The following is a 22,852-nucleotide window of genomic DNA, read 5'->3' as shown; positions in this document are numbered from 1 at the left end:
AGGCTGGACAGGATCGCAAATAATGAATATGCATTACCGCTTAAGCGGAATCCTTGCAGGGGGTGTAGATGATGGCAGCCAATTCCGGATCGGCCGGCGCTGGTGCAAAGACGGGAGGCCTGCGGCAAAAGACTACCCCGTCCTTGAACATACAGGAACAGGAGTACCAAAAAATTGCCAAAAAGCATGAGCCTGCCCGCAAAATCGTCGGCAATTGTATTCGCGCCTTTGTTGTAGGCGGGCTGATATGTGTTTTGGGACAGCTGATCCTGAAAGGTTTTATGAACGGATTTCATATGACCGCCAAAGAGGCGGGAAATCCGACCGTAGCCGTGCTCATACTTATTTCTGTTATTTTAACCAGTATGGGCGTCTATGATAAGTTTGCGCAATGGGCAGGTGCGGGTACTGCGGTTCCGGTAACTGGCTTTGCAAACTCCATGTGCTCGGCGGCATTGGAGCACCGGTCCGAGGGGCTTGTGCTCGGCGTAGGCGCAAAAATGTTCAAGCTGGCTGGATCCGTTATCGTATTCGGGGCCGTGGCCGCTTTTATTGTGGGCATTATTTACGCGATTCTTGGTGTAGGAGGGAATCACCTATGAAGCGCCTGGGGGGACAATCGTGGAAGTTTGATTCCATGCCGCGCATCAAAGGCAGCGCAACGGTCGTTGGTCCCAAGGAGGGTGAAGGTCCTTTGGGCTCAGACTTCAGCTACGTTTACGATAACCTTGAGATTGACGAAAGCACATGGGAAAAGGGGGAGCGCCGTCTGCTGGAACGGGCTTCGTCACTGGCTCTGGTCAACTCCAATTTGACCAAGGAGGACATACAGTTTTTCATTGCCGGCGACCTTATGAACCAGATTATCAGCGCCTCGTTCGCCGCCCGCAAGCTTGCCATTCCCTACATGGGCGTGTTCGGTGCCTGTTCCACCTCTATGGAAAGTCTTGCTCTTGCTTCCATGATTGTGGATGCAGGGGGCGCAGACTATGCTCTTGCCGGAACGGTAAGCCATAACTGCACGGTGGAGAAGCAATTCCGGTACCCGACAGAATATGGAGGACAAAAGCCGCCCACAGCTCAATATACGGTAACAGGTTCGGGATGTGCCATTGTGGGTCACGCCGACCAAGGCGTGATCGTAGAAAGCGCAACGATTGGCAGGGTTGTGGATATGGGGCTGAAGGATCCCTTCAATATGGGCGGTGCGATGGCACCTGCCGCAGCGGATACGATCCTGTCGCATTTCAAGGATACGGGACGGGGACCTGAGGATTACGACTTGATCGTCACGGGTGACCTTGCTTCCGTCGGGCTGCCGATTCTGAAAGAACTGCTCAAGAAGCAGGGTGTTGACCCGGAGAAAACGGAAATGAACGACTGTGGACTGATGATCTACGACCGGGAGAAGCAGACGGAAATATTCGCGGGCGGCAGCGGCTGCGGATGCTCCGCGGTCGTCACTTACGGACATTTGCTTAAAAAGCTCGAAAAGCGGGAGCTTAACCGCATACTTGTCGTAGCAACGGGTGCGCTTTTGTCCCCTCTGTCCTATCAGCAGGGAAACAGCATCCCATGTATCGCGCATGCGGTTGCGCTTGAATCAGGAGGTTGAAATAAATGGAATACTTATGGGCTTTTCTGGTAGGCGGAGCGATCTGTTTGATAGGCCAAATTATGATGGACGGCTTCAAGATGACTCCTGCACATACGATGGCCACTCTTGTCGTGGTTGGGGCCATTGCTGATGCCGTGGGTATCTATGATCCTTTGATCAAATTTGCCGGCGCAGGCGCAACCGTCCCCATCACCAGCTTCGGCAACCAGCTTGTTCACGGCGCGCTGACAGAGCTGGAGCAGGAGGGCTGGATCGGTGTGATCACAGGTATTTTCAGTCTGACAAGTGCGGGAATTTCTTCGGCCATTATTTTCTCATTTCTGGCGGCACTGGTCGTACGCCCTAAAGGTTAATCAATGATTTGCCACCTAAGCACTCCATTCATACAAATGGGGTGTTTTGGTGCGCTTCAGCGCAGGTATTGGAGAAAGATGACGAAACTGCCAGCGAAGCAAAGTGTACTCTGCGACCTCCATCATGTACAATAATAGGAAACATGTTTGCTATTTTTTTAGGAGGTTTGTAATTTTATGCCGGTTCGCCAAGAATCCTTTGAGATTATTTCCTCGATTCGAGCCAACCTTGAATCCTGCATTCTGGGAAAATCCTTTGAAATACAGTTATTAATGACCGCTTTGCTCGCAGGGGGACATGTCCTGATCGAGGATGTGCCGGGCACAGGCAAGACGCAAATGATTAAAGCCCTGGCTAAATCCATGCGCGGAGATTACCGCCGCATTCAGTGCAATCCCGACATCCTGCCGAGCGATATTACCGGCGTATCGATTTTTCATCCGCGTGACGAGCGCTTTTATTTCAGACCGGGTCCGGTCATGACCAATATTTTGCTTGCGGACGAAATTAACCGCGCCACGACCAAAACGCAGTCCGCGCTGCTTGAAGTCATGGAGGAGCGAAATGTGACAGTGGATGGGGAAACGCACGAGCTGCCCGTTCCGTTCATGCTGTGCGCTACGCAGAACCCGATCGATTTTGAAGGCACTTATATGCTGCCCGAGGCCCAGCTTGACCGTTTTATGCTGAAAATCAGCCTTGGCTATCCCGATGCGGAGACGGAGAAAAATCTGCTGCTCAGACACCAGGAGGGTCAGCCTGTAGACCGTTTGCAGCCAGTTGCCCATATGAATCAGATCGCAGCGATTCAGAAAGAGATTCGCGGTGTACATATCAGCGACGTCGTAACCACCTATCTGCTTGATATTGTCCGCGCGACTCGTGAAAATTCCGCCGTGCTGCTTGGCGCCAGCCCCCGCGCTGCGCTTTCGTTTGTGATGGCTGTCAAAGCTTTTGCCTTTCTGCATGAGCGTGATTATGTGCTTCCGGATGACGTGAAGAGACTTGCTCCCTATGTGCTTGCTCACCGTCTGCTGCTTCGTCCCGAAGCGCGCATGGAAAATTCCAACGCTGCGGGGGTTGTACATGCCATACTGCGCCAGGTCAACGTTCCTGTTCAGCTGGAGCGGAGATAAGCGATGAGCTCCAATCGAATGATGCGAAAAAGGAGCGGAAGATCCGGCAGGATTTGGCTGTTTGCCGGGGTTTGGCTGGCGTGTCTGCTGTATGTGCTGTTTCAGGGGGGCAAAACCTCTTTTATGCTGCTCTCCATGGTAACGCTGCTGGGCATTTACCTGTGGATCGGGAGCATGAGCGGGGTTAGCCGTGCCAAAGGGGTAAGGTATTTATCCAGCGGGGCGGAATACAGTGAAACACTGCATGCGGGAGACCAGATTCATGTCAGACTGAATCTGTCCATCCCGGGATTTTTGCCGCTGCCTTATATCATTGTGAGAGAGGTGCTTAAGCGCCATACGGGTGAGTCCTGGTCTTTTGAAGAGAGTATTATCCCCAGTATAAAGGGAAACGGGCAGCTCTCCTTTCAGACAACACCGCTGGAAAGGGGACGTTATTTCTTTGCGGATACGGAGCTCATCACCGAAGACATTTTCGGTTTAATGGAAAACAAGGGGCTGGTGAAAGCTCCGGGGGAATTTCGCGTTCTGCCCCGTGTCGTATTTATCCCTTATTGGGAGCTGAATAACCGCAAAACAAGGCTGGCCGGCCCGGATTCCGTCCTTACACGGACGCGGCGGGAGACGACCCAGATTAACGGCGTGCGCGATTATGTATACGGCGACAGGTTATCCCGCATTCACTGGAATGCCACCGCCAAAACCGGGAGCTGGAAGTCCAAGGAATTCGAACATGAGACGGTTCCAAAGACGATGCTCGTACTGGATCATCTGTCTGCCCATTACAAATCCGGCGACCAATTCGAGCTGGCCGTTTCCACTACGGCATCCCTTCTGGAGTTCGGCGGAAGAGAGCGCATGGGAATTGGCCTGTGTACGGCCGGACGGAGAGGAATGGTGATTCAGCCGAGCGAAAATGCGATGGAGCGGCAAAAGATGCTGCATCATCTTGTTGATCTTGACCTTGATCCGTCTGGAGATATGATGGGCAGCCTGGAGGGTTCCATCCGTCAGTTTCCGCAGGGCTCCTTTTTTGTGCTGGTAAGCCCGCTGGCAGATGAAAGGGCATTGGAAATCTTCCGCTGGGCTGATGCAAAGGGCATGATTCCATGCCATGTTCATATCGGAGGATCCGGCCGAAAGGGAGAACAGGACCAATGGATGGAAGCTGTACGCAAGAGAGGAATTTATGCGTACAGTGTGTCTTCGCTGCAGGAGCTTCCGGCCGTGATGGGGGGAGGTATGTAAATGAAAAAATGGCTGAATTCCCTGATATCGTCCTGGTATCATGCCTTAACCTTATTATGGATTATTTTGATTGCCGTTCAATGGCTATCATTTACTTCAACCATCTGGTTTGTGGAAACGAATGCGCTCGTGCTTGCCACACTGGTTGCGCTGGCCGTGATCGATATTATGCTTCCGAACAGGCCGGGATGGAAGCTGGCCGCCAAGGCGGCGGCGGTGTTTATTATCCTGTTCAGAACACTCAGCTCTTATTCCGTTATCTCAAATTCGGGTTCACCCGGTAGCCGAATCGGGGAGTTTATCAACAATCTCACCCCTTACATCTGGTTTTCGCTGATCGCCTGGCTGATTCTGGAGCTGATTCCGCTCGTGGTGATCACCAGGCAGCGCATCCTCGTTTTTCTCGGCATCAACATTGTCGCCTTTGGCGTTCTGGATTCCTTCACTCCATCTATTCTGTGGCAGGAAGTGGCGTGGACCGTATTTGCCGGGATGGGCTGGCTTGTCTCCAAGCATTTTCAGAGCTTCAGCCTGCGTTATCCGCAGGGCTGGAAGCATCTGCGGCGCTCACCCTTCAAGATTGCGGCGAACATTGCCATCATCTTTTCACTCGTCATCGTTGCGGGTGTTAATATGCCTGAGGTTCCCCCAACCGTGACGGACCCCTATACGGCGTGGCGGAATTATAACGGTGTCGCAGCGGTTACGATGACCGGCGGAACCGGGGCGCTGAATCAGCAGATGAATACGGAATCCGGCTACAGCCGGCAGGATAACCGGCTCGGCGGTGGCTTTAATTTCGACTATTCGCCCGTTATGAACGTGATTACAAGCCAGCGCAGCTACTGGCGCGGAGAAACCCGCAGAATATACACAGGCACCGGGTGGGTGGAGAATGCGAACCGGAGAAGCGATTTTGAGACCGTGCAGGCAAATGAGGAGCTGAAAAATGAAGGTCATCCGGCGATCGAGACAGAGCAGGTCGTGCAGACTGTCAACATGGCCAGCGAGGAATCCTACCCGGTTCTGTTCGGCGCTTATTCTATTAACCGGGTTCAATCGATTGACGGCAGTACGAATACCGACTGGCTCAACTGGAAACCGGAGCAGTCGGAAATGCACTGGAATTCAACGCGGAGAGGCAATCCTTTTCCACGGACCTATACCATCATCTCGGAGGTGCCGATTGTTCCTGAGGGCGAGCTCCGCAGGCAAACATTCGATGATTTATACTCAGGCCGCCAAAGCCAAATCGAAGAATATTTGCAGATGCCGGATGATTTTCCCGAGCGGGTGACCGAACTGGCGCGGCAAATCACGGCAACTGCGGATACGCCATATGAAAAGGTAGGCCTGCTGCAGCAATATTTGCAGCAAAACTACACCTACACGAACAACCCGGATATATCCCGGGCCCAGAGCGACGATTTCGTGGAAAGCTTCCTGTTTGATATCCGGGAAGGCTACTGTGACTACTATTCTACCTCGCTCGTCATGATGGCCCGTTCCTTGGGCATCCCTGCACGATGGGTCAAAGGCTACGCGCCCGGACAGCAGGTCTTTCTTGACGATGCCCAGGAGGTGGCGAATGGTGAAAATATGACGGCTTATGCGGTGTCCAATGCGGATGCCCATTCCTGGGCCGAGGTTTATTTCGGCGATTACGGCTGGATTCCGGTTGAAGCGACTCCGGGATTTGATATGCCGCTGCTGACTCAGCAGGAGGAAGCCGAGCCTGTAACTGCGCCCGAGGTTGAGGAAGAGCAGCCTCAGCAGGAGGAGCAGGAGATCAGCCCCGCAGCTCCAAAAGGCGAGCTGACCATCAACGCAGGCATTGTGTGGGCTGCAGCCGCGGTATTAATGCTGTGGGCGGGGTATATTATATGGAGAAACCGCATCAAACTGCACTTTTATATCCTTAACCTCCGCGCAGGCAGGCCGCTCTCGCCAGGTGAGAAGGTTGTTGTCGAAACTGAGCGCTGGCTTCGTTACCTGCAGCGAAAAGGCTGGAACCGGGGAGGCAGCGAAACGCTCCGTGAATCAGTAACGCGGTGGGAGCGGGAGACACCCGAGCTTTCGCCGGTGCTGGGACGGCTGCTGCAGGTGTTTGAGAAAGCAAGGTACAGCCCTTCGGCTGTTACAGAGGAAGACTGGCTTGCAGTGAGAACGCATGCGGCAGAGCTGCGCGCGGTCATGAAATCAATGCAAGCCCGTGTACAGGCCGAATCAGGTTAGTTTGAATGCCGTTCGCGAGGCTGGCGGACGGCTTTTTTACTAACTTCCAAGATTATGTTATAGTTTGCTGTATGAAATAGAGGTGAACGAGTTTGTTTGAATTGTTTATGCCCAGGCTGCGGGTGAATACTGTGTTTGATATTGACCTCGATGACCTGTATGCCAAGGGGTACAGGGGCATAATTACCGACCTGGACAATACGCTTGTCGGGGCGAAGGAGCCCAATGCGACGCCCGAGCTTGTCGTATGGTTTGAAAAGGTAAAGAAAGCCGGTTTCAAGCTTGTGATCGTGTCGAATAACAATATGGACAGGGTCTCTCTGTTTGCGACACCGCTTGACATCGAGTTTATTTATGCTGCCCGCAAGCCGTCCAATGCGCCTTTCCGTAAAGCGATGAGCATGATAGGGCTGACCCCGGAGCAGACGATCGTTGTAGGGGATCAAATGATGACGGATGTGTTCGGAGGCAACCGTCTCGGGTTGCACACCGTGCTTGTGCTCCCGATTTCCCTGCACGATGAAGGCTGGACAACCCGCATCAACCGGCGGCTGGAGCGGATCGCCCTGTCGCAGCTTCGCAGAAAAGGCATTTGGAATGAGGAGGAAAAGAAGAAATGACTGAAACGCCTGACGGGCTTCAAGCCGTCAAATGCAGCGGCTGCGGCATACGGCTGCAGACTGCCCAACCTGAACAGCCGGGCTATGTTCCCGAGAAAGCGCTCGATAAAGAGCCGGTCATATGCCAGCGCTGCTTCCGTATTAAAAATTACAACGAATCGTCTTCCGTAACGGTCGATCAGGACGAATTCCTCGCTCTGCTCACACGTATCGGCGACAAAGACGCGCTCGTTATTCATATTGTCGATCTCTTCGACTTTGAAGGAAGCCTGATCTCGGGCCTTCAGCGTTTTGTGGGCAGCAATCCCGTTCTGCTCGCAGTCAACAAGACCGATCTTCTGCCGAAGGTCACGAACTGGAACAAAATCCGCAATTGGGTGCAGAAGCAGGCGAAGGAGCAGGGGCTGCGCACCACCGATATCGTACTGTGCAGCGCCAAGAAGAACCAGGGCTTTGACCGTCTGCTGGAAGCTGTGGCCGAGCAGCGCGGCAATCGCGACGTTTATGTTGTCGGCGCAACGAATGTTGGTAAATCCACGCTTATTAACCGCTTAATCCGCGATTACAGCGATCTGGAGCAGGAGCTGACGACATCGCGTTATCCGGGAACAACGCTGGATATGGTCAACATTCCGCTGGATGACGGGCATTTCATTATTGATACTCCGGGTATCGTGTATCCTTGGCGCTTCAGTGAAATCGTTTCGCGGAAGGACCTGGCCGCTGTAATGCCTGACAAGCCGCTGAAACCTGCCGTATATCAGCTGGATTCCGGGCAGACGCTGTTCCTTGGCGGCATGGCGCGCTTTGATTTTATTGAAGGTGCCCATCAATCCTTTACCTGCTACATCAGCGGCGGATTGAAGATTCACCGTACCAAGCTGGAGAAGGCTGACGATTTATACGCGAATCATGCGGGCGAGCTTCTTTCCCCTCCATCCAAAGAGGATGCGGAAGCAATGCCGGAGTGGACGAGACATGAATTCCGGATTCCCAAGGGATCCGAATCGGATATTTATATATCCGGCCTGGGATGGATCAAGGTGAACGGAAACAGCGGAGCACTGGTCGCCGTGCACGCGCCGCGCGGTATCCGCGTATTGGTGCGCCCATCATTGATCTAGCCTGGCTGAAGAGCTGCATGGCGGTATGGGACGGCAGTTCCTGCCGCCGTTCATACTTTTGGCATGAAGGGAAGCGTAATAGCCATGATGGGGAATGCAAACCATATAAATGACAAAAAACCTGTGCTGCTGGGCGTTATCGGTGATCCGATTGCGCATTCCAAATCTCCGGTCATGATGGCGGCCGCTTTTCGCGCGGCAGGCATTGAAGGGGAATACAGACGCCTGCACGTAAAATCCTACCAGTTGGAGCAGACGCTGCAGAACATCCGCGAGCAGGGCTTTCTGGGCATCAATGTGACGATCCCGCACAAGGTTGCAGTGATGGACTATCTGGACGAACTCGATGAGGCAGCGAAGAAAATCGGGGCCGTCAATACGGTTGTGCATGCAAACGGCAAACTGAAGGGATATAATACAGACGGAGCCGGTTATGTCCGATCCCTTAAGGAAGAAGCTGTTCCTGATCTGGCGGGTAAAACGGTGATGCTGCTTGGAGCCGGGGGCGCGAGCAGAGGAATTGTATATGCATTGCTGCAGGAGCGGCCTGAGCGGGTGATTATTGTCAACCGGACGAAAGACAAGGCACAACAGCTTGCCGATGAATTTAACGCAGAGATACCAGTGGAAGGATACTCCATGGAGCAGTCGCACAGCTATCTTCCCTGCGTGGATATTTTGATCAATACCACCTCAGTCGGTATGCATCCGCAGACGGAAGATATGCCTCTGCCGGTGGAGTTTATCCCGGAAGGGATCGTGGTCAGCGACCTGATCTACAATCCGCTGGAAACCCGGCTGCTTCGTGAAAGCAGACTGCAGCGGGGATGCAAGGTGCACGGCGGCCTCGGAATGTTCGTATACCAGGGTGCGATCGCTTTCGAGCACTGGCTCGGATTCCGGCCGGACGTGCAGGTCATGCGGCAGGCTGTGCTGGATAGCCTGGCCTAAGCTGTAAGTCTTGGTTGATTAACCAACTAACTGAATTTGCTAATTGAGAGAGGCGTGAGCCCGGTACGGCATTGATCCGTTACCGGCCGGCCATGAAGGAGTATATAATAACATGTTAACAGGCAAGCAGAAGCGTTACTTGCGCTCGCTGGCGCATCATCTTGATCCCTTGTTCCAGGTAGGGAAGAACGGAACGAATGATCATCTCATCCGTCATATTAATGATGCGATCGAGAAGCGCGAGCTGATGAAGGTGTCCATTTTGAACAACAATCTGGACGACAAACATGAAATTGCCGAGGAATTGGCCGGCAAGACCGGCTCTGAGCTGGTGCAGGTGATCGGCAGCACGATTATCCTTTACAAGGAATCCCGCGATAATAAGCAAATCGAGCTTCCATAATGACGTATCCGGGATAAAGGTGGAGCTATGAGAATCGGAATTATGGGCGGAACGTTTGATCCTATCCATATCGGCCATATGCTTGCAGCCGAAGCGGCCTATGATACTTACCGGCTGGACAGGGTATGGTTCATGCCTTCCCACATCCCTCCGCATAAGCAAGGGGCCGGCGCTGCTGGCGAAGAGCGACTGCAGATGGTGAAGGAAGCCGTGCAGGGCCACCCTGCATTTGAGGCCATTGATCATGAAATCCGCAGGGGCGGCGTGTCCTACACGTTCCAGACGATCAGGGAGCTGCAGGAGCTGCACCCCGGGGTAGAGCTCTTTTTCATTATCGGCGCGGATATGGTCAATTATCTTCCCCATTGGGAGCATATCGAGGAACTGGCTCAAAGGCTCGTATTTATCGGCGTGAGAAGGCCGGGCTATGAGCTTGAGCTTGATGAGCTGCCCGCTTTTCTGCATGACAGGGTGAAGCTGGCCGATATGCCGGTCGTGGATATTTCCTCGACAGACATCAGGGAGCGCATCGCTGCGGGGCATTCTGTCCGTTACATGGTGCCTGATCGGGTGTATGAATTTATTACAAGGGGAAGCATGTATGAAATATAGCCGTGAGCAGCTGATAGAGATCGTATCCGGCCAGATGCCGGAAAAACGCTGGAAGCATACACTCGGCGTTATGCAAACCGCCTCAGAGCTGGCGAAAAAGTATGGGGCAGATCCCGTCAAGGCGGATTTGGCCGCTATTTTGCATGATGTGGCCAAGTATTGGCCTGTGGAACAGATGAAGGCAGTCATTGAGGAAAGCAGCGAGAGCAGCAAAGAGCTGCTGCAGCATGATAAGCAGCTTTGGCACTCGGAAGCAGGCTTTATCGTTGCCCGCAAAGACTATGGAGTCGAGGATGACGAGGTGCTGAATGCGATCCGCTGGCATACTTCGGGCAGAGAAAATATGAGCCTGCTGGATAAAGTGGTGTGTCTTGCTGATTACATTGAACCAGGAAGAGATTTTCCCGGTGTGAATAAGATCCGCGAACTGGCCCAACATAGCCTTGAGGAGGCGCTGGTGGCCGGTTTTGATTCAACGATTTCCCTGCTGCTCACGCAGCGGAAAGTGATTTACCCATTAACGGTATTATCGCGCAATTATCTTGTGCAGCAATTAAAAATTCAATCTCACGGAGGTTTGTGAATGACAATAAAACCAGATGAACTTTTACAGCTTGCGGTTACCGCCGCCGATGACAAAAAAGCGATGAACATTGTGGCGCTTGACCTGCGCGGAATTTCCCTTGTGGCCGACTATTTCATGATTTGCCACGGGAACTCGGACACCCAGGTGCAGGCGATCGTCACCGCGATCCGCAAAGAGGTTATGGAGAAGGGCGGAATCGTAAAAGGTATTGAAGGGATGGATTCGGCACGCTGGGTGCTGATGGATCTCGGAGATGTCATTGTGCATGTGTTCCACCGCGATGAGCGTGAGTATTACAATATCGAAAGGCTTTGGTCTGATGCCAAGGTCGTGGAGACAGTATGAATTTGATCGCTGGAACAATGGTTAACATTATGGTGGACCGCGAGGTGTCACCGTACGGTTATTTTCTCAGTTATGGCGATCAGGACGTGCTGCTGCATTATACCGAACTGACGCGAAAAATCGAGGTAGGCGAGCGGCTGGACGTCTTTATCTTTTATGATACAGAGGATCGGATTGCCGCGACAATGAAGACACCTTATCTGACGCTGGGTGAAATGGCCAGGCTGGAGGTGGCGGATGTTCATCCCCGGCTTGGCTGTTTTCTCGAAATGGGGCTCGGACGTCAGCTGCTGCTGCCCATCCGGGAGCTGCCGGAAAACAAGGATTTGCATCCCAGGGTTGGCGACCATGTTTTTGCCATTATGGAGCATGACAAGCAGGGGAGACTGCGCGCCAAGCTGGCGGGAGAGCAGGAGCTGTCTCCCCTGACCTTTCACGCGCCGCAGTCTTGGGTCAATACATGGGTTGAGGCGACGGTGTACAAGCCTTTGCAAATGGGCACCTTTGTGCTGGTAGACGGGGGTGTGCTCGGGTTTGGCGCGATTGGCATGATTCATGCCTCGGAGCGCAGCCGCATGCTGCGCCTGGGAGAGACGGTCAAGGTGAGAGTTACGCATGTCCGGGAAGATGGACGCGTCAATCTGGCCATGGCTGCGCGCAAGGAAGTGGGGCGTATGGAAGATTCTGAACGCCTGCTTGAATTCCTGAAGGAGCGGCCGGGTGGCGGCATGCCATACTCCGACCAGACGCCCCCGGATATTATCAAACAGCGCTTCGGAATCAGCAAATCCGCGTTCAAACGGGCTCTCGGCAAGCTGATGAAGGACGGTCTGATTGTGCAGAAGGAGAACTGGACCTATTTGGCCGAGCAGATGCCGAAGGAGCAGAATAACCAAGATCCTCAGAAGTAGCTCTGTGCAGGAAATGGAAAGTGCGGTGTTAACATGTCTTCTTACCGGAAGTTTGCTTATGTATACGATGAATTGATGGAGGATATGCCCTATCCGGAGTGGCTGCGTTTTGCCAGGAAGGCATGGGAAAAGCACGGCATGCCACACAGCGTGGCTGAGCTCGGCTGCGGTACGGGCGCAATCACGATCCCGCTTGTCAATTCGGGGTTCGAAGTGACCGGCATTGATCTCTCCTCCGATATGCTGGCTGTCGCCCGCAGCAAGATGGAAGCGACTTCCCAGGGCAGGCGGTTGTTCCGGGAAGGAAGCGTCCGCTGGCTGCAGCAGGATATGCGGGACTGGAGGCTGCCGGAGCCGGTGGACACGGTCATTTCCTTTTGTGATTGTGTGAATTATTTGCTGGAGGAAGAGGACATCACCCGTGTGTTCCGCAGAACCTATGAAGGCTTGAAGCCTGGCGGGACTTTTCTGTTTGATGTGCATCACCCGAATACGTTCAGGCGTTATGATGAAGAACAGCCGTTTGTGCTGGATGAGCGTTCCATCTCTTACATCTGGACATGCGAGCTGGATGTGCAGCGCAGTGAAATCGAGCACCGGCTCAGCATTTTCGCACGCGCGGAGGCGGAAGGGCGCAATCTGTACGAGCGCTTCGAGGAAGTGCATGTGCAGCGGGCTTATGATCCCGAATGGATGAGAACGGAGCTGGTTAAAGCAGGCTTTCGCGAGGTCCGGGTCTATGCCGATTTCGAATGGGTGGATGCGGGGGATGACGCCTCAAGGCTGTTCTACGTTGCAGTAAAATAAGTGGATATCAGAGGTGCCTTATGACGTGGGCACCTCTTTTTTACGTTCTGAGACGCTCCGAGAACGAAGCATTCCTACAATCGCTCTTGTCCCCAAATTTCCTAATTATGATTTATCGGTAGAAATTCGGGGACAAATGCGACCGCTCCGCTTTATCCGGAATTGCTTCGTTCTCTCCGCTGCTGCGTGCGTATTCATACCATCAACAAAGTGCAAACAAAGTACAAGGCCCATAGGTTCCCCTTGTTTGTGCGCGTAAAAAGAAAAGAGGGCATATTCCCCGTAAAGGGGGGACAAGTAAAGACGCCGCTCAAGCACAGAGACGGCGTCTTTGGTTATAAAGCTCTTTACCAGCCTACCCGGATCAGCAGTCCCTTCGGATCGCCGACCTCCAGGTAAGAGGCTTGTCCGTTGTAGTCATCATAGGCAAAGCCGTAGGCCAGGCGGTCTATGCTGTGATCATGCCAGAATTTGGCGTAAAAGTTGGCTGGAGCAGCTTGATAATAGGCCGAAACATTATTCCAATTCGCCGGATTTTCATAGACGTGGCGGTTAATGGCTGAGCATTTGGCGGAATCCTCCTGCAGTGCACCGTTGCAAAGCAGAATTTCCTGGGTGTTGTAGCCGGAATAACCGGCAAAATAGCTGGCATTGGCGCCCCCGGAGGCGAACGAACCGTGAATCGGCGCTACAATGCGGTAAGGAGCCTGCACATCGGCCAACGCTTTAAAAGGTTGCGGCACCTCATTCCGGTATTTCTGGAACAGTCCCGCCCGCGTTTCGGATTCCAGCTCGCCCACGGTCCGGTCATAGTTGCCGGCGCGGTTGACCAGCCTGTGCTGGATCGGGAAGCCGAAGCCGTCCACACGTGTCGTATTGCCATGATAGCCTGCATCATCTACCGTGAACTCAATGAAATCAAAATAAATGTCCCGGTTGGGGTCGGTCGGGTTATTGATGTCCGGGCCCGCAAAGCCGGTGTCATAGGTTTTAATGTAGCACGGAGACCCGACGCAGATGAACATGCGGCCTGACGTAATTTTCGGCAAATTTACATAAGAGTTGGAGAGAGTATGATAAATATTCGCATAATTATTTCCTTTTTTGCTCAGATGTCCTGGGGCGTCATTTAATGCTGTGGAAATCGGCTGCAGCTGGCCCGAGGCATCCAGATAGCTCCAGCGCCCGTTTTCCGGGTTGATGCCGAGAACACCCCAATAGATTTGCTGATCGCTGTATGCGCCATTGGTTCCGTTCAGCAAGCGGAAGGTTAGCTTCCCATTGCCGGTCGGGCCGGGGATGGACGATGCTGCAATGTCATAAATGGATGTGCCGCCGGATGGATTGTCCGGTTCTGTAGTCCCGCCTGAGGGGACCGTATAGGTGAAGGATGAGGTATCATATGCTGGAGTTCCGTTGTTATAGGTGAAAAAATAAGTGATTACACTGCCCGCGGCTACATTGTTAATCGATTGGACATACCTTGTGGTGCTGCTGTCATAGCTCATTCTCAAATTTTGCTGCTCGCCTGAATTGACCTTGTAATGAACATCCACCCATGTTGTATTCACATTGGAATCGAACCAGATGGTTGCCGTCGTACCCGAAACAGACACTCCCTGGGTGTAATCGGCAGCATAGGCGCGATCACCTGGTGAATAAGAAATAAAACTAAGCAACAGCACAACAGCAGTGAAAGCGATGCAGTTCCATACTTTACGCATTGGCCAATCCTCCTCATACTCTGATTTTCAAAGCTTGAGTCTGCACTGGTTGCACTACATCCATATGTCGACATTCCTGTTTGTCAATTCGCTGCTGTAGCACGATTATTTCAAAAAATGGAAGCGGTTTCAACATAAAAATGCACCCTTCTTCAAAAATAAACCTCTGTGCCTAAGCCATTAGTCTCTGTCTGTCGAATATTGCCCGATAAACCAGGATATAATGGCCTGTGAGAGCCGGCATTGACATATCGAGTTGTATTTCATATAATGGTGGCAATATTTGCGTTAAAAATCACTGATGAGGAACAGTAATTTTGTCTTGGTCATTTTAGAGAGCCGGCGGTTGGTGCAAGCCGGTTGACGAGCGGAATGAACTCGCCTCGGAGATATGCGGTCAACGCGGGACAGAAGGCTGCAGCCTCTCTGTACATAAGCAAGTAAGCCGCATCGGATCACCCCCGTTACAGGGTGCTTAAGGGAGTAGCGGTGAAGAACGCCAGCTACTAACTAGGGTGGTACCACGGGAAACAACCTCTCGTCCCTAGCGCAGACACGCTACGGGATGCGGAGGTTTTTTTTGTTGCAGACCGTATGAGGAGGAAATCAGTATGAGTGAAACGACACAGCCGAAGCACGGCTATCAGCCGCAAAACATTGAACCGAAATGGCAGAAGCATTGGGAAGAGAATAAAACATTCCGCACCGGAGAGGATCCGGACAAACCGAAGTTTTTCGCAATGGATATGTTTCCTTATCCGTCCGGGGCAGGACTGCATGTCGGTCATCCGGAGGGTTACACGGCAACGGACATCGTGTCCCGCTATAAAAGAATGAGAGGTTACAATGTCCTGCATCCGATGGGCTGGGATGCCTTCGGCCTGCCGGCCGAGCAGCACGCGCTCGATACAGGTGAGCATCCGCGCGATATTACATTCAAGAATATCGACAATTTCCGCCGCCAGATTAAATCGCTTGGCTTCTCGTATGACTGGGACCGCGAATTCAGCACCACCGATCCTGATTATTACAAATGGACGCAGTGGATTTTCATTCAGCTCTACAAGCGCGGCCTTGCTTACGTGGCTGAGGTGCCTGTGAACTGGTGCCCGGCTCTGGGCACGGTGCTGGCGAATGAAGAGGTCATCGACGGCAAGAGCGAGCGGGGCGGTCATCCCGTCATCCGCAAGCCGATGCGTCAATGGATGCTGAAAATTACGGAGTATGCCGAGCGTCTGCTGGAGGACCTGGAGGAGCTGGACTGGTCAGAAAGTATTAAGGATATGCAGCGCAACTGGATCGGAAAATCCACGGGTGCCGAAGTGCATTTCGAGATTGAAGGCCATGACCAGAGCTTGACGGTGTTTACGACCCGTCCGGACACGCTTTTTGGCGCAAGCTACTGTGTGCTGGCTCCGGAGCAGGAGCTAGTGGATGTCATCACAACAGCCGAGCAGAAGGACGCCGTGAAGCAGTATCAGGAGCAGGCTGCACGCAAGAGTGATCTTGAGCGTACGGATCTGGCTAAGGATAAAACAGGCGTATTCACAGGGGCTTACGCCATTAATCCGGTTAACGGGGCCAAGCTGCCGATCTGGATTGCCGATTACGTGCTGGCGGGCTATGGTACAGGGGCCATTATGGCGGTGCCTGGACATGATACCCGTGACTGGGAGTTTGCCAAGCAGTTCGGCCTGAACATTATTGAAGTGGTAGCAGGCGGGGATGTAACGAAGGAAGCTTACACCGAAGACGGTCCGCACGTGAACTCCGACTTCCTCGATGGACTTCACAACGAAGAAGCGATCGCCAAAATGATCGCCTGGCTGGAGGAGCAGGAGAAAGGACAAGGAAAGGTGACCTACCGTCTGCGGGACTGGCTGTTCAGCCGCCAGCGTTACTGGGGCGAGCCGATCCCGATCCTGCATCTGGAGGACGGCACGATGAAGACCGTTCCGGAAGACCAGCTTCCGCTTGTCCTGCCGGATGTCGATCACATCAAGCCGTCGGGTACGGGAGAATCCCCGCTGGCCAATGTGACGGAATGGGTGGAAACGATTGATCCGGAGACCGGCATGAAAGCGCGTCGCGAAACGAATACGATGCCGCAGTGGGCGGGAAGCTGCTGGTACTACCTTCGCTTCATTGATCCGCACAATGACAAGGAGCTGGTATCCAAAGACAAGCAGCGCAAATGGCTGCCTGTCGACCTGTATATCGGCGGCGCCGAGCATGCTGTGCTTCACCTGCTGTATGCCCGTTTCTGGCATAAAGTGCTGTACGATCTGGGCGTAGTGGAGACGAAGGAACCGTTCCACAAACTGGTCAACCAAGGCATGATTCTCGGCACCAACAATGAAAAAATGAGTAAGTCCCGCGGCAATGTCGTTAACCCTGACGATATTGTTAACGAACAGGGCGCAGATACGCTGCGCGTGTACGAGATGTTTATGGGGCCGCTTGAGGCCACAAAGCCATGGAACGAAAATGGCGTAGAGGGTATATATCGCTTCCTGTCCCGCGTATGGAGACTCTTTATTTCGGAAGACGGAAGTCTGAACAGCAAAATCACGCCGGACGGCGGAACGGATGATTTCAAACGCACCTGGCATAAGACCATTAAAAAGGTGACCGAGGATCTGGAGAACCTGCGCTTCAATACCGCGATCAGCCAGCTGATGATTTTCGTCAATGAAGCCTACAAGGTGGAAAGCCTGCCGCGCCAAGGTATGGAGCATTTTGTGCAGCTTCTGTCCCCGCTGGCGCCTCACCTTGCAGAAGAGCTTTGGGAACGGCTGGGACATAGCGGCACCATTTCGTATGTTCCGTGGCCTGAATATGATGAGGCATGGACCGTGGACGCCGAGGTGGAAATCGTTGTGCAAATTAACGGCAAAATCGTGCAGCGTGCGACGGTATCCAAGGATCTGGACGCCAAGGCGCTGGAGGAGCATGCCATGTCATTGGAAAATGTACGGCAGGCGCTTGCAGGCAAGACGGTGCGCAAGGTCATTGCCGTTCCCGGCAAACTCGTCAATATTGTTGCCGGTTAAGCTGTTCCGAGCTGAATAAGGCGTCTGCTCTGCGGACGTCTTCTTCATACTTGTCATGTGTGGTTCTGATCAGCTCATGAAACACATTATGGAGGCTCATTTCCAGCAGACTGAGCGCTTCGGCCGTAATCCCGCCGGGTACGGCTACCCTGGATTGCAGCTCGGCAGGAGTGAACCCGCCTTCAGTCAGCAGCTTTCCTGTGCCGAGCAGCATCTCACCGGCGAGCTCACAGAGCTGCCCGCGGTCCATGCCGGTCAGTTCAGAGCCGGCGTTAATCCATTGCTCCAGGAAATAGGAGAGAAACGCAGGGCCGCAGCTGGCAAAGTCGGAAGTAACTCTGGTGAACGCTTCCGGTACGCGGAGCGGCCTGCTGATGGCCGACATCAGATTTTCCAGTATATATCGGTCCTCTTCGTTGATGCGGCTGCCATGTATGCATAGCGAGGCTCCGCTGCCGACCAGATTCGTGATGCTGGGTATAATTTTGGATACTTTGCAGGGGAGCTCGCTCTCCAGCCTTTCAATGAGCAGAGGGCTTGTGATGGATACAACAATCTGTTCGGGCGAAACCGAATTGCGGATTTCGTCGATCACACTTTTAAATTCCAGGGGTTTTACACAAATAAACACAATATCGCTGTCCGCCGCCGTGTCGCTGTTCCGCAAGGAAAGGTTCAGGCCGGGATGGCGGCGGGCGAGCTTCTCTGCTTTGGCAAATGTACGGCTGCTTGCCGTAACTTGCGAAGGGGTCAGGGCGCCGGCGTTAATAAAAGCGTCTATGAGCAGACTGCCCATGCTGCCGGTCCCGATAAAACCTACCTTCATGCTTAACGTCCTCCTTTCAGCTGTTGAATAAGCCGCAGTTATTCTTCATAGTTTATGCATCCGGCCTTGGACATCATGACGACTTTTTGGGCGGGACGTCAGCTTCTAAAGTACGAAGCTTTGGAGTAGGCGGTTTTGGCTTGAGACTGTCTGATATCTATGGAGAGAGGACGATTGATTGGATTGAAGCGTGCAATGAATGCCGCTGCGGTGGCGCTGGCCGTCGCAGGCAGCGGGCTGATCTTATTTTCCGGCAGCCGTGAGCCGGCACCTGAGCCGGGATGGACCCCGCTGAACCCGGTTATTGAGGAACGGGCAGCAGAAGAGAGCAAGGCGGTTTCTGCTATATCTGAAAAGGCGTCTTCCACCGGGGAGGGGACGGGCGAAGTCTCTGGCGGGTCTGATCCTAAAGCTGAAGACGCTGCAGCGGAAAAAACGGCTGTAGAGAAAACGGCTGTCGAGCAGACGTCCCCCAAGCAAACAGCCGCTCCCGTGACGGAGCAGCAGCCTCCTGTGGCTGTTCAGCCGCAGTCAGCTGAGCCCGCGGGGGACACGGATGCATCCGCGCCGCACCCTTCTGATGGGAAAATGGTCAACATCAACACCGCCTCGGCGGCGGAGCTGATGGAGCTGCCGGGCATTGGCGCCAAAAAGGCGCAGGCCATTCTGGACTACCGCAATGCGCACGGCCCCTTCAAGCAGGTGGACGATCTGGACCAAGTGAAAGGCATTGGATCCAAAATGCTGCTGAAGATGAAGCCATATATTCAGTTGTAGATGTTGTGTTGTAGATGTTGTAACGAATTCGATCTGAGAGCCAACACTATCTGTGTGCTGGAGGTAATTTTTATGAGCGCCGAGCAACGCAAAGACTGGGATACGTATTTTATGGATATCGCTTATATGGTATCGACCCGCTCCCGCTGTCCGCGCCGTCATGTCGGGGCTGTGCTTGTACAGGGGAAAAAGCTGTTGGGCACGGCCTACAACGGAGCCCCATCGGGAGTTCCGGATTGCTCCGAAGCAGGCTGTATGATTTCCGAAGAGGTTGAGCTTGTTGTGACGGACGGCAGGGAGGAATTGGTCAAAAAGCAGCGCTGCATCCGCACGATCCATGCGGAACAGAATCTGCTGCTGTTCACGGACCGGATCGACCGGGAAGGCTCAACCGTGTATGTCACGGACGAGCCGTGCTGGACCTGCTCCAATATGCTGGCGAACAGCGGCATTGTTGAAGTGATCTATCACCGTCCTTACCCGAAGGACACAGGCAAGGTGAAGAAGCTTATGGAGCAGAAGGGCATTGTGTTCCGGCAGATGGAGAACTATCAGCCGCCCCATCAGACATGGATGAAAGTATCAAATTAATAGTTTTAAAGAGGAGGAACCTCTGCCGCAAGAGCGCGGGCAGGGGTTCCTTTTTTTGTTAATTGCAAAGGAGGAGTATGATGAAGAACAGGCCGCTGCTTGCCGCGACCGTATGCTGGATTGCCGCCTCCGGGGCTGCCTGTCTTTATTCCGGCAAGGTTCTGCTTGGCATGTGGGCAGGCATGGTTTTCATGCTGCCGCTTGCCGTATGGCTGTGTAGAATTTCCTGGCGGAAGGCTTCGCTGTATTTTTTGATTTTAACCGCCGGCGGGCTGTACTGGGAACTGTATGATCATTTTCAGGCAAGCCGAATTCCGCAGGTCCTGCATGCCGCGGGAGGCGAGCTTGACGGCAGGTTGGTGCGGACGGAAGGCTGGATTGCCTCTCCTGTTGAGGTGGATGGAAATAAAGCGGAGTTTGAGCTTAAACTCATAGCTCTGAGTGACGCGACGGAGTCCGCACAATCCCGGGAGATATCGGAGAAAGTGCTTGTGCAGGTCAGGCTCGCCGCAGAGGAAGAACAGAATACTGCCCGAGCTTGGACCCGGGGAGACCGGATCACGTTTGCGGGAACGATGAAGCTGCCGGAGGGAGCAAGGAATTTTGGCGGCTTCGATTACCGGAATTATTTGAAAACGAGGCAAATCCACTGGCTGCTGCAGAGCAAAGGAGCGGGTTCCGTCTCCATTCTGGAGACAGGCTCGTGGGGCAGGTACAGCCTGCTGCGCTGGAGTGATAACGCCAGGATTCTGCTTGGAGAACGGATGGATACGGCCTTTGCGCCGCAGATCCATGCCGGGTTCATGAAAGGTCTGGTACTGGGCATAACGGATGACATTGACCCTGATCTGTATGGTGAATTTACGCGTCTCGGACTGACGCATATTCTTGCCATTTCCGGCATGCATGTCGCTGTATTTACGGCAGCGCTGCTTTATATGCTCAGACTGCTGCGGTTCACGCGGGAGTCGGCTTTATGGATCGTATTTGCCCTGGTACCTGCATACGTCCTCATTACCGGCGGTTCCCCGTCCGTGGTGAGGGCCGGGATCATGGCAATGATCGGTCTTTATGCGGCAAGGCGGGGACTTCTGAAGGACGGGTTGAATACGCTCTGTGCGGCAGCAATCATGATGCTGCTCTGGAATCCTTACCTGCTCGTCAACGTCAGCTTTCAGCTGTCTTTCCTTGTGACGGCAGGATTGATGATTTACGGACCGCTGCTCAGACCGGTATTTGCAGCATGGCCGCCTGCCCTTGGCGGGTCCGCCTCCATCACGATCACAGCACAGCTGGTTTCTTTTCCGCTGACCATTTTTTACTTCAATCAGTTCTCCCTATTATCTACTGCCGCCAATTTCGTTCTTGTCCCTGTCCTTACCTTCATTGTGCTTCCTTTAGGAGCGGCAGCGCTGCTGCTCTCGTTTTGCTGGGAGGGAGGAGCGCGCTTGATCGCATGGCCGGCCGAGCGGCTGAATGAGCTGACATTCGCGCTGGTAAGGTGGCTGAACGGCTTTGACGGATACGTCACGATATGGCCTTCCGCCTCCATTTGGTGGGTGATGGTCTATTATGCGGTGCTGTATGGTCTGCTGCGTATTGTAAAAAGATGGTGTGACTCGAGATCCCCGTCCTTGGTGGAAGAATATGCTACACAGCCGCTTACGGAAGACCTGAACCGACACGGGCAGAGGACCCTCACACGTGAACAGCATGGGCAGCACGGGCATCGTCCCGAGCCGCTCGGCTTGTCGGCCGTGCCGGAGTGGTCGGTGTCCTGGTATGCCGAAGGTGCCGCCAAATATGCCGGGATTCGCATGGCAGGCAGGAATTATGCAGCTTTTGCGGGCTTGTGCGTATGCTTTATTTTACTGCTTTACATGGGCTACCGGACGCCGGACAATGGCGGGGCAGGAGTTGTTCAATTCATCGATGTGGGCCAGGGAGACAGCATCCTGATCACTACCCCGGAAGGCAGGCACCTGTTGGTTGATGCCGGGGGGACCATGGATTTCAACACAGGCAAGAATGCATGGAAGCGGCGGAAGGATCCCTACGAAGTAGGCGCGAAGACGGTCGTCCCGCTTCTCAAGCAAAGAGGTGTGCATCAGTTGGATGCGCTCATCTTGACACACGGGGATCAGGACCACGCAGGGGGGATGCAGGCGGTACTGGAGGAAATTCCGGTGAAGTCTTTTATATTCAACGGGACATTGACGGGCAAGGATTCCATAGACGGGCTTCTGCAAATCTGTCTGGAGCAAAAGATTCCAGTGTACGGCGCAAGCCGCGGGCTGGAGCTGAAGCCTGACGGACAGACCAGGCTGCTTTTCATGCATCCGGAGAACAAGAAGGATAGGCTGCCTGTGGACGAAGAGCAGAATGAGCAATCCGTAGTATTTCTACTGGAGATGGCGGGAGCGTCTTTTCTGTTTACCGGAGATATGGATGCGGCGGTGGAGCAATTGTGGATCGGGCAGGAGGGGGCAAAAAATGAACACCGTGAAGGGGTGGATGTTCTGAAAGTAGCCCATCATGGCAGCAAGACGTCAACCTCGGAGGAATGGCTGTCCTATTGGAAGCCTGCGTCCGCTGTCATCTCTGCTGGAGTGAACAATACATACGGGCATCCGAACGAAGGAGTGTTGGAGCGATTGGACCGTTCGGGAGCTGATATTTACCGGACAGACATCCAGGGGGAAGTTCAAATAAGGGTGAGTGGCGGAAACATCGAGAAAAGGCATAAGCTGGAAGCACCGGAGCCGTTGTAATTCGGGTGACTAACCTCCCTTTTTCTGTTATTCTAAGAAGAGATTTAATAGCTTAAGGGGTCTCTTCCGGGTTCACAACCGGCCACCCCCGCTTTTAAGGGGATTTGTGATTCCGGAGAAAGTATCTGGGGCCTTGACTCCCTGAAAAAATTAATGAATT

General features: G+C 53.5%; 21 protein-coding genes and 1 other annotated feature. Of the genes, 19 read left to right on the top strand and 2 right to left on the bottom strand.

All coding sequences use genetic code 11. The features are described from left to right. Positions 1 to 71: 71 nt before the first annotated feature. The 15 genes from spoVAC to ACI1P2_RS17635 all read left to right on the top strand — a co-directional run bounded on the left by spoVAC (position 72) and on the right by ACI1P2_RS17635 (position 12,950). The gene (gene spoVAC, locus ACI1P2_RS17705; RefSeq protein WP_355321177.1) at positions 72 to 602 is read left to right on the top strand and encodes a stage V sporulation protein AC; all 531 of its coding nucleotides are present in this window, start codon (positions 72 to 74) and stop codon (positions 600 to 602) included. Then, on the top strand, positions 599 to 1,615 hold the full coding sequence (gene spoVAD / locus ACI1P2_RS17700; protein ID WP_355321176.1) for a stage V sporulation protein AD: 1,017 nt from the start codon (positions 599 to 601) through the stop codon (positions 1,613 to 1,615). The genes spoVAC and spoVAD overlap by 4 nt, the downstream gene beginning before the upstream one ends. A 5-nt stretch (positions 1,616 to 1,620) precedes the next feature. Beyond that, complete coding sequence (gene spoVAE / locus ACI1P2_RS17695; RefSeq protein WP_355321175.1) at positions 1,621 to 1,971, top strand: stage V sporulation protein AE; 351 nt, start codon at positions 1,621 to 1,623, stop codon at positions 1,969 to 1,971. Between the two features lie 177 nt (positions 1,972 to 2,148). Continuing rightward, a complete protein-coding gene (locus ACI1P2_RS17690) occupies positions 2,149 to 3,108 on the top strand; it encodes an AAA family ATPase (RefSeq protein WP_355321174.1) in 960 nt (319 codons plus the stop codon). Between the two features lie 3 nt (positions 3,109 to 3,111). Continuing rightward, the gene (locus ACI1P2_RS17685; RefSeq protein WP_408976262.1) at positions 3,112 to 4,356 is read left to right on the top strand and encodes a DUF58 domain-containing protein; all 1,245 of its coding nucleotides are present in this window, start codon (positions 3,112 to 3,114) and stop codon (positions 4,354 to 4,356) included. Further along, a complete protein-coding gene (locus ACI1P2_RS17680; RefSeq protein WP_355321172.1) occupies positions 4,357 to 6,591 on the top strand; it encodes a DUF4129 domain-containing transglutaminase family protein in 2,235 nt (744 codons plus the stop codon). Between the two features lie 92 nt (positions 6,592 to 6,683). Continuing rightward, positions 6,684 to 7,211 carry a YqeG family HAD IIIA-type phosphatase gene (locus tag ACI1P2_RS17675; RefSeq protein WP_355321171.1) on the top strand — a complete coding sequence of 176 codons (528 nt, stop codon included), beginning with the start codon at positions 6,684 to 6,686 and terminating at the stop codon, positions 7,209 to 7,211. After that, entirely contained in the window at positions 7,208 to 8,335 is a 1,128-nt protein-coding gene (gene yqeH, locus ACI1P2_RS17670; RefSeq protein WP_355321170.1) for a ribosome biogenesis GTPase YqeH, read from the top strand. Before ACI1P2_RS17675 ends, yqeH begins: the two co-directional genes overlap by 4 nt. Before the next feature lie 84 nt (positions 8,336 to 8,419). Next, entirely contained in the window at positions 8,420 to 9,286 is an 867-nt protein-coding gene (gene aroE, locus ACI1P2_RS17665) for a shikimate dehydrogenase (protein WP_408976266.1), read from the top strand. 112 nt (positions 9,287 to 9,398) lie between these two features. After that, positions 9,399 to 9,689 carry a ribosome assembly RNA-binding protein YhbY gene (gene yhbY, locus ACI1P2_RS17660; RefSeq protein WP_355321168.1) on the top strand — a complete coding sequence of 97 codons (291 nt, stop codon included), beginning with the start codon at positions 9,399 to 9,401 and terminating at the stop codon, positions 9,687 to 9,689. A 27-nt stretch (positions 9,690 to 9,716) separates the two neighbouring features. Next, complete coding sequence (gene nadD, locus ACI1P2_RS17655; protein WP_355321167.1) at positions 9,717 to 10,301, top strand: nicotinate-nucleotide adenylyltransferase; 585 nt, start codon at positions 9,717 to 9,719, stop codon at positions 10,299 to 10,301. After that, positions 10,291 to 10,884: a bis(5'-nucleosyl)-tetraphosphatase (symmetrical) YqeK gene (gene yqeK / locus ACI1P2_RS17650; RefSeq protein WP_355321166.1), complete on the top strand. Its 594-nt coding sequence runs from the start codon at positions 10,291 to 10,293 to the stop codon at positions 10,882 to 10,884. Before nadD ends, yqeK begins: the two co-directional genes overlap by 11 nt. Further along, complete coding sequence (gene rsfS / locus ACI1P2_RS17645) at positions 10,885 to 11,232, top strand: ribosome silencing factor (RefSeq protein ID WP_355321165.1); 348 nt, start codon at positions 10,885 to 10,887, stop codon at positions 11,230 to 11,232. It begins immediately after the preceding gene. Beyond that, complete coding sequence (locus ACI1P2_RS17640) at positions 11,229 to 12,143, top strand: CvfB family protein (protein ID WP_355321164.1); 915 nt, start codon at positions 11,229 to 11,231, stop codon at positions 12,141 to 12,143. The genes rsfS and ACI1P2_RS17640 overlap by 4 nt, the downstream gene beginning before the upstream one ends. 33 nt (positions 12,144 to 12,176) lie before the next feature. Next, complete coding sequence (locus ACI1P2_RS17635; protein ID WP_355321163.1) at positions 12,177 to 12,950, top strand: class I SAM-dependent DNA methyltransferase; 774 nt, start codon at positions 12,177 to 12,179, stop codon at positions 12,948 to 12,950. 347 nt (positions 12,951 to 13,297) lie between these two features. Here the strand turns inward: ACI1P2_RS17635 and ACI1P2_RS17630 are convergent, their stop codons facing one another. Further along, positions 13,298 to 14,674 (bottom strand): glycoside hydrolase family 64 protein, encoded by a 1,377-nt coding sequence (locus ACI1P2_RS17630; RefSeq protein WP_355321162.1) that lies wholly within the window; start codon positions 14,672 to 14,674, stop codon positions 13,298 to 13,300. Between the two features lie 289 nt (positions 14,675 to 14,963). Then, positions 14,964 to 15,223 (top strand) — a binding site (T-box leader). A 62-nt stretch (positions 15,224 to 15,285) separates the two neighbouring features. Here ACI1P2_RS17630 and leuS point away from each other — a divergent pair. Beyond that, on the top strand, positions 15,286 to 17,727 hold the full coding sequence (leuS, locus tag ACI1P2_RS17625) for a leucine--tRNA ligase (RefSeq protein ID WP_355321161.1): 2,442 nt from the start codon (positions 15,286 to 15,288) through the stop codon (positions 17,725 to 17,727). Here leuS and comER read toward each other — a convergent pair. Continuing rightward, positions 17,708 to 18,553 carry a late competence protein ComER gene (comER, locus tag ACI1P2_RS17620; protein WP_355321160.1) on the bottom strand — a complete coding sequence of 282 codons (846 nt, stop codon included), beginning with the start codon at positions 18,551 to 18,553 and terminating at the stop codon, positions 17,708 to 17,710. The two genes, leuS and comER, sit on opposite strands and share 20 nt — an antisense overlap. Before the next feature lie 177 nt (positions 18,554 to 18,730). Here comER and ACI1P2_RS17615 point away from each other — a divergent pair, with 177 nt between their 5' ends. The 3 genes from ACI1P2_RS17615 (at position 18,731) to ACI1P2_RS17605 (ending at position 22,692) form a co-directional block, all read left to right on the top strand. After that, positions 18,731 to 19,330 carry a ComEA family DNA-binding protein gene (locus ACI1P2_RS17615; protein WP_408976265.1) on the top strand — a complete coding sequence of 200 codons (600 nt, stop codon included), beginning with the start codon at positions 18,731 to 18,733 and terminating at the stop codon, positions 19,328 to 19,330. Positions 19,331 to 19,402: 72 nt separating this feature from the next. Further along, positions 19,403 to 19,921 (top strand): deoxycytidylate deaminase, encoded by a 519-nt coding sequence (locus ACI1P2_RS17610; RefSeq protein ID WP_355321158.1) that lies wholly within the window; start codon positions 19,403 to 19,405, stop codon positions 19,919 to 19,921. 80 nt (positions 19,922 to 20,001) lie between these two features. After that, positions 20,002 to 22,692: a ComEC/Rec2 family competence protein gene (locus ACI1P2_RS17605; protein ID WP_355321157.1), complete on the top strand. Its 2,691-nt coding sequence runs from the start codon at positions 20,002 to 20,004 to the stop codon at positions 22,690 to 22,692. Positions 22,693 to 22,852 lie beyond the last annotated feature (160 nt).

The organism is Paenibacillus jiangxiensis (assembly GCF_046098255.1).
Lineage (GTDB): Bacteria > Bacillota > Bacilli > Paenibacillales > Paenibacillaceae > Paenibacillus > Paenibacillus jiagnxiensis.
Note: the sequence above shows the minus strand (reverse complement) of the source record. Positions and strands in the feature narration are given on the sequence as shown.

What these genes read in the sequence shown, in the direction of transcription:
- ACI1P2_RS17640 (WP_355321164.1), top strand. Translation starts at nt 11,229, where the DNA reads ATGAATTTGATCGCTGGAACAATGGTTAACATTATGGTGGACCGCGAG.
- ACI1P2_RS17635 (WP_355321163.1), top strand. Translation starts at nt 12,177, where the DNA reads ATGTCTTCTTACCGGAAGTTTGCTTATGTATACGATGAATTGATGGAG.
- ACI1P2_RS17630 (WP_355321162.1), bottom strand. Translation starts at nt 14,674, where the DNA reads ATGCGTAAAGTATGGAACTGCATCGCTTTCACTGCTGTTGTGCTGTTG.
- yqeK (WP_355321166.1), top strand. Translation starts at nt 10,291, where the DNA reads ATGAAATATAGCCGTGAGCAGCTGATAGAGATCGTATCCGGCCAGATG.
- ACI1P2_RS17610 (WP_355321158.1), top strand. Translation starts at nt 19,403, where the DNA reads ATGAGCGCCGAGCAACGCAAAGACTGGGATACGTATTTTATGGATATC.
- spoVAD (WP_355321176.1), top strand. Translation starts at nt 599, where the DNA reads ATGAAGCGCCTGGGGGGACAATCGTGGAAGTTTGATTCCATGCCGCGC.
- ACI1P2_RS17685 (WP_408976262.1), top strand. Translation starts at nt 3,112, where the DNA reads ATGAGCTCCAATCGAATGATGCGAAAAAGGAGCGGAAGATCCGGCAGG.
- nadD (WP_355321167.1), top strand. Translation starts at nt 9,717, where the DNA reads ATGAGAATCGGAATTATGGGCGGAACGTTTGATCCTATCCATATCGGC.
- ACI1P2_RS17690 (WP_355321174.1), top strand. Translation starts at nt 2,149, where the DNA reads ATGCCGGTTCGCCAAGAATCCTTTGAGATTATTTCCTCGATTCGAGCC.
- aroE (WP_408976266.1), top strand. Translation starts at nt 8,420, where the DNA reads ATGATGGGGAATGCAAACCATATAAATGACAAAAAACCTGTGCTGCTG.
- ACI1P2_RS17680 (WP_355321172.1), top strand. Translation starts at nt 4,357, where the DNA reads ATGAAAAAATGGCTGAATTCCCTGATATCGTCCTGGTATCATGCCTTA.
- rsfS (WP_355321165.1), top strand. Translation starts at nt 10,885, where the DNA reads ATGACAATAAAACCAGATGAACTTTTACAGCTTGCGGTTACCGCCGCC.
- spoVAC (WP_355321177.1), top strand. Translation starts at nt 72, where the DNA reads ATGGCAGCCAATTCCGGATCGGCCGGCGCTGGTGCAAAGACGGGAGGC.
- comER (WP_355321160.1), bottom strand. Translation starts at nt 18,553, where the DNA reads ATGAAGGTAGGTTTTATCGGGACCGGCAGCATGGGCAGTCTGCTCATA.
- ACI1P2_RS17605 (WP_355321157.1), top strand. Translation starts at nt 20,002, where the DNA reads ATGAAGAACAGGCCGCTGCTTGCCGCGACCGTATGCTGGATTGCCGCC.
- leuS (WP_355321161.1), top strand. Translation starts at nt 15,286, where the DNA reads ATGAGTGAAACGACACAGCCGAAGCACGGCTATCAGCCGCAAAACATT.
- yhbY (WP_355321168.1), top strand. Translation starts at nt 9,399, where the DNA reads ATGTTAACAGGCAAGCAGAAGCGTTACTTGCGCTCGCTGGCGCATCAT.
- yqeH (WP_355321170.1), top strand. Translation starts at nt 7,208, where the DNA reads ATGACTGAAACGCCTGACGGGCTTCAAGCCGTCAAATGCAGCGGCTGC.
- spoVAE (WP_355321175.1), top strand. Translation starts at nt 1,621, where the DNA reads ATGGAATACTTATGGGCTTTTCTGGTAGGCGGAGCGATCTGTTTGATA.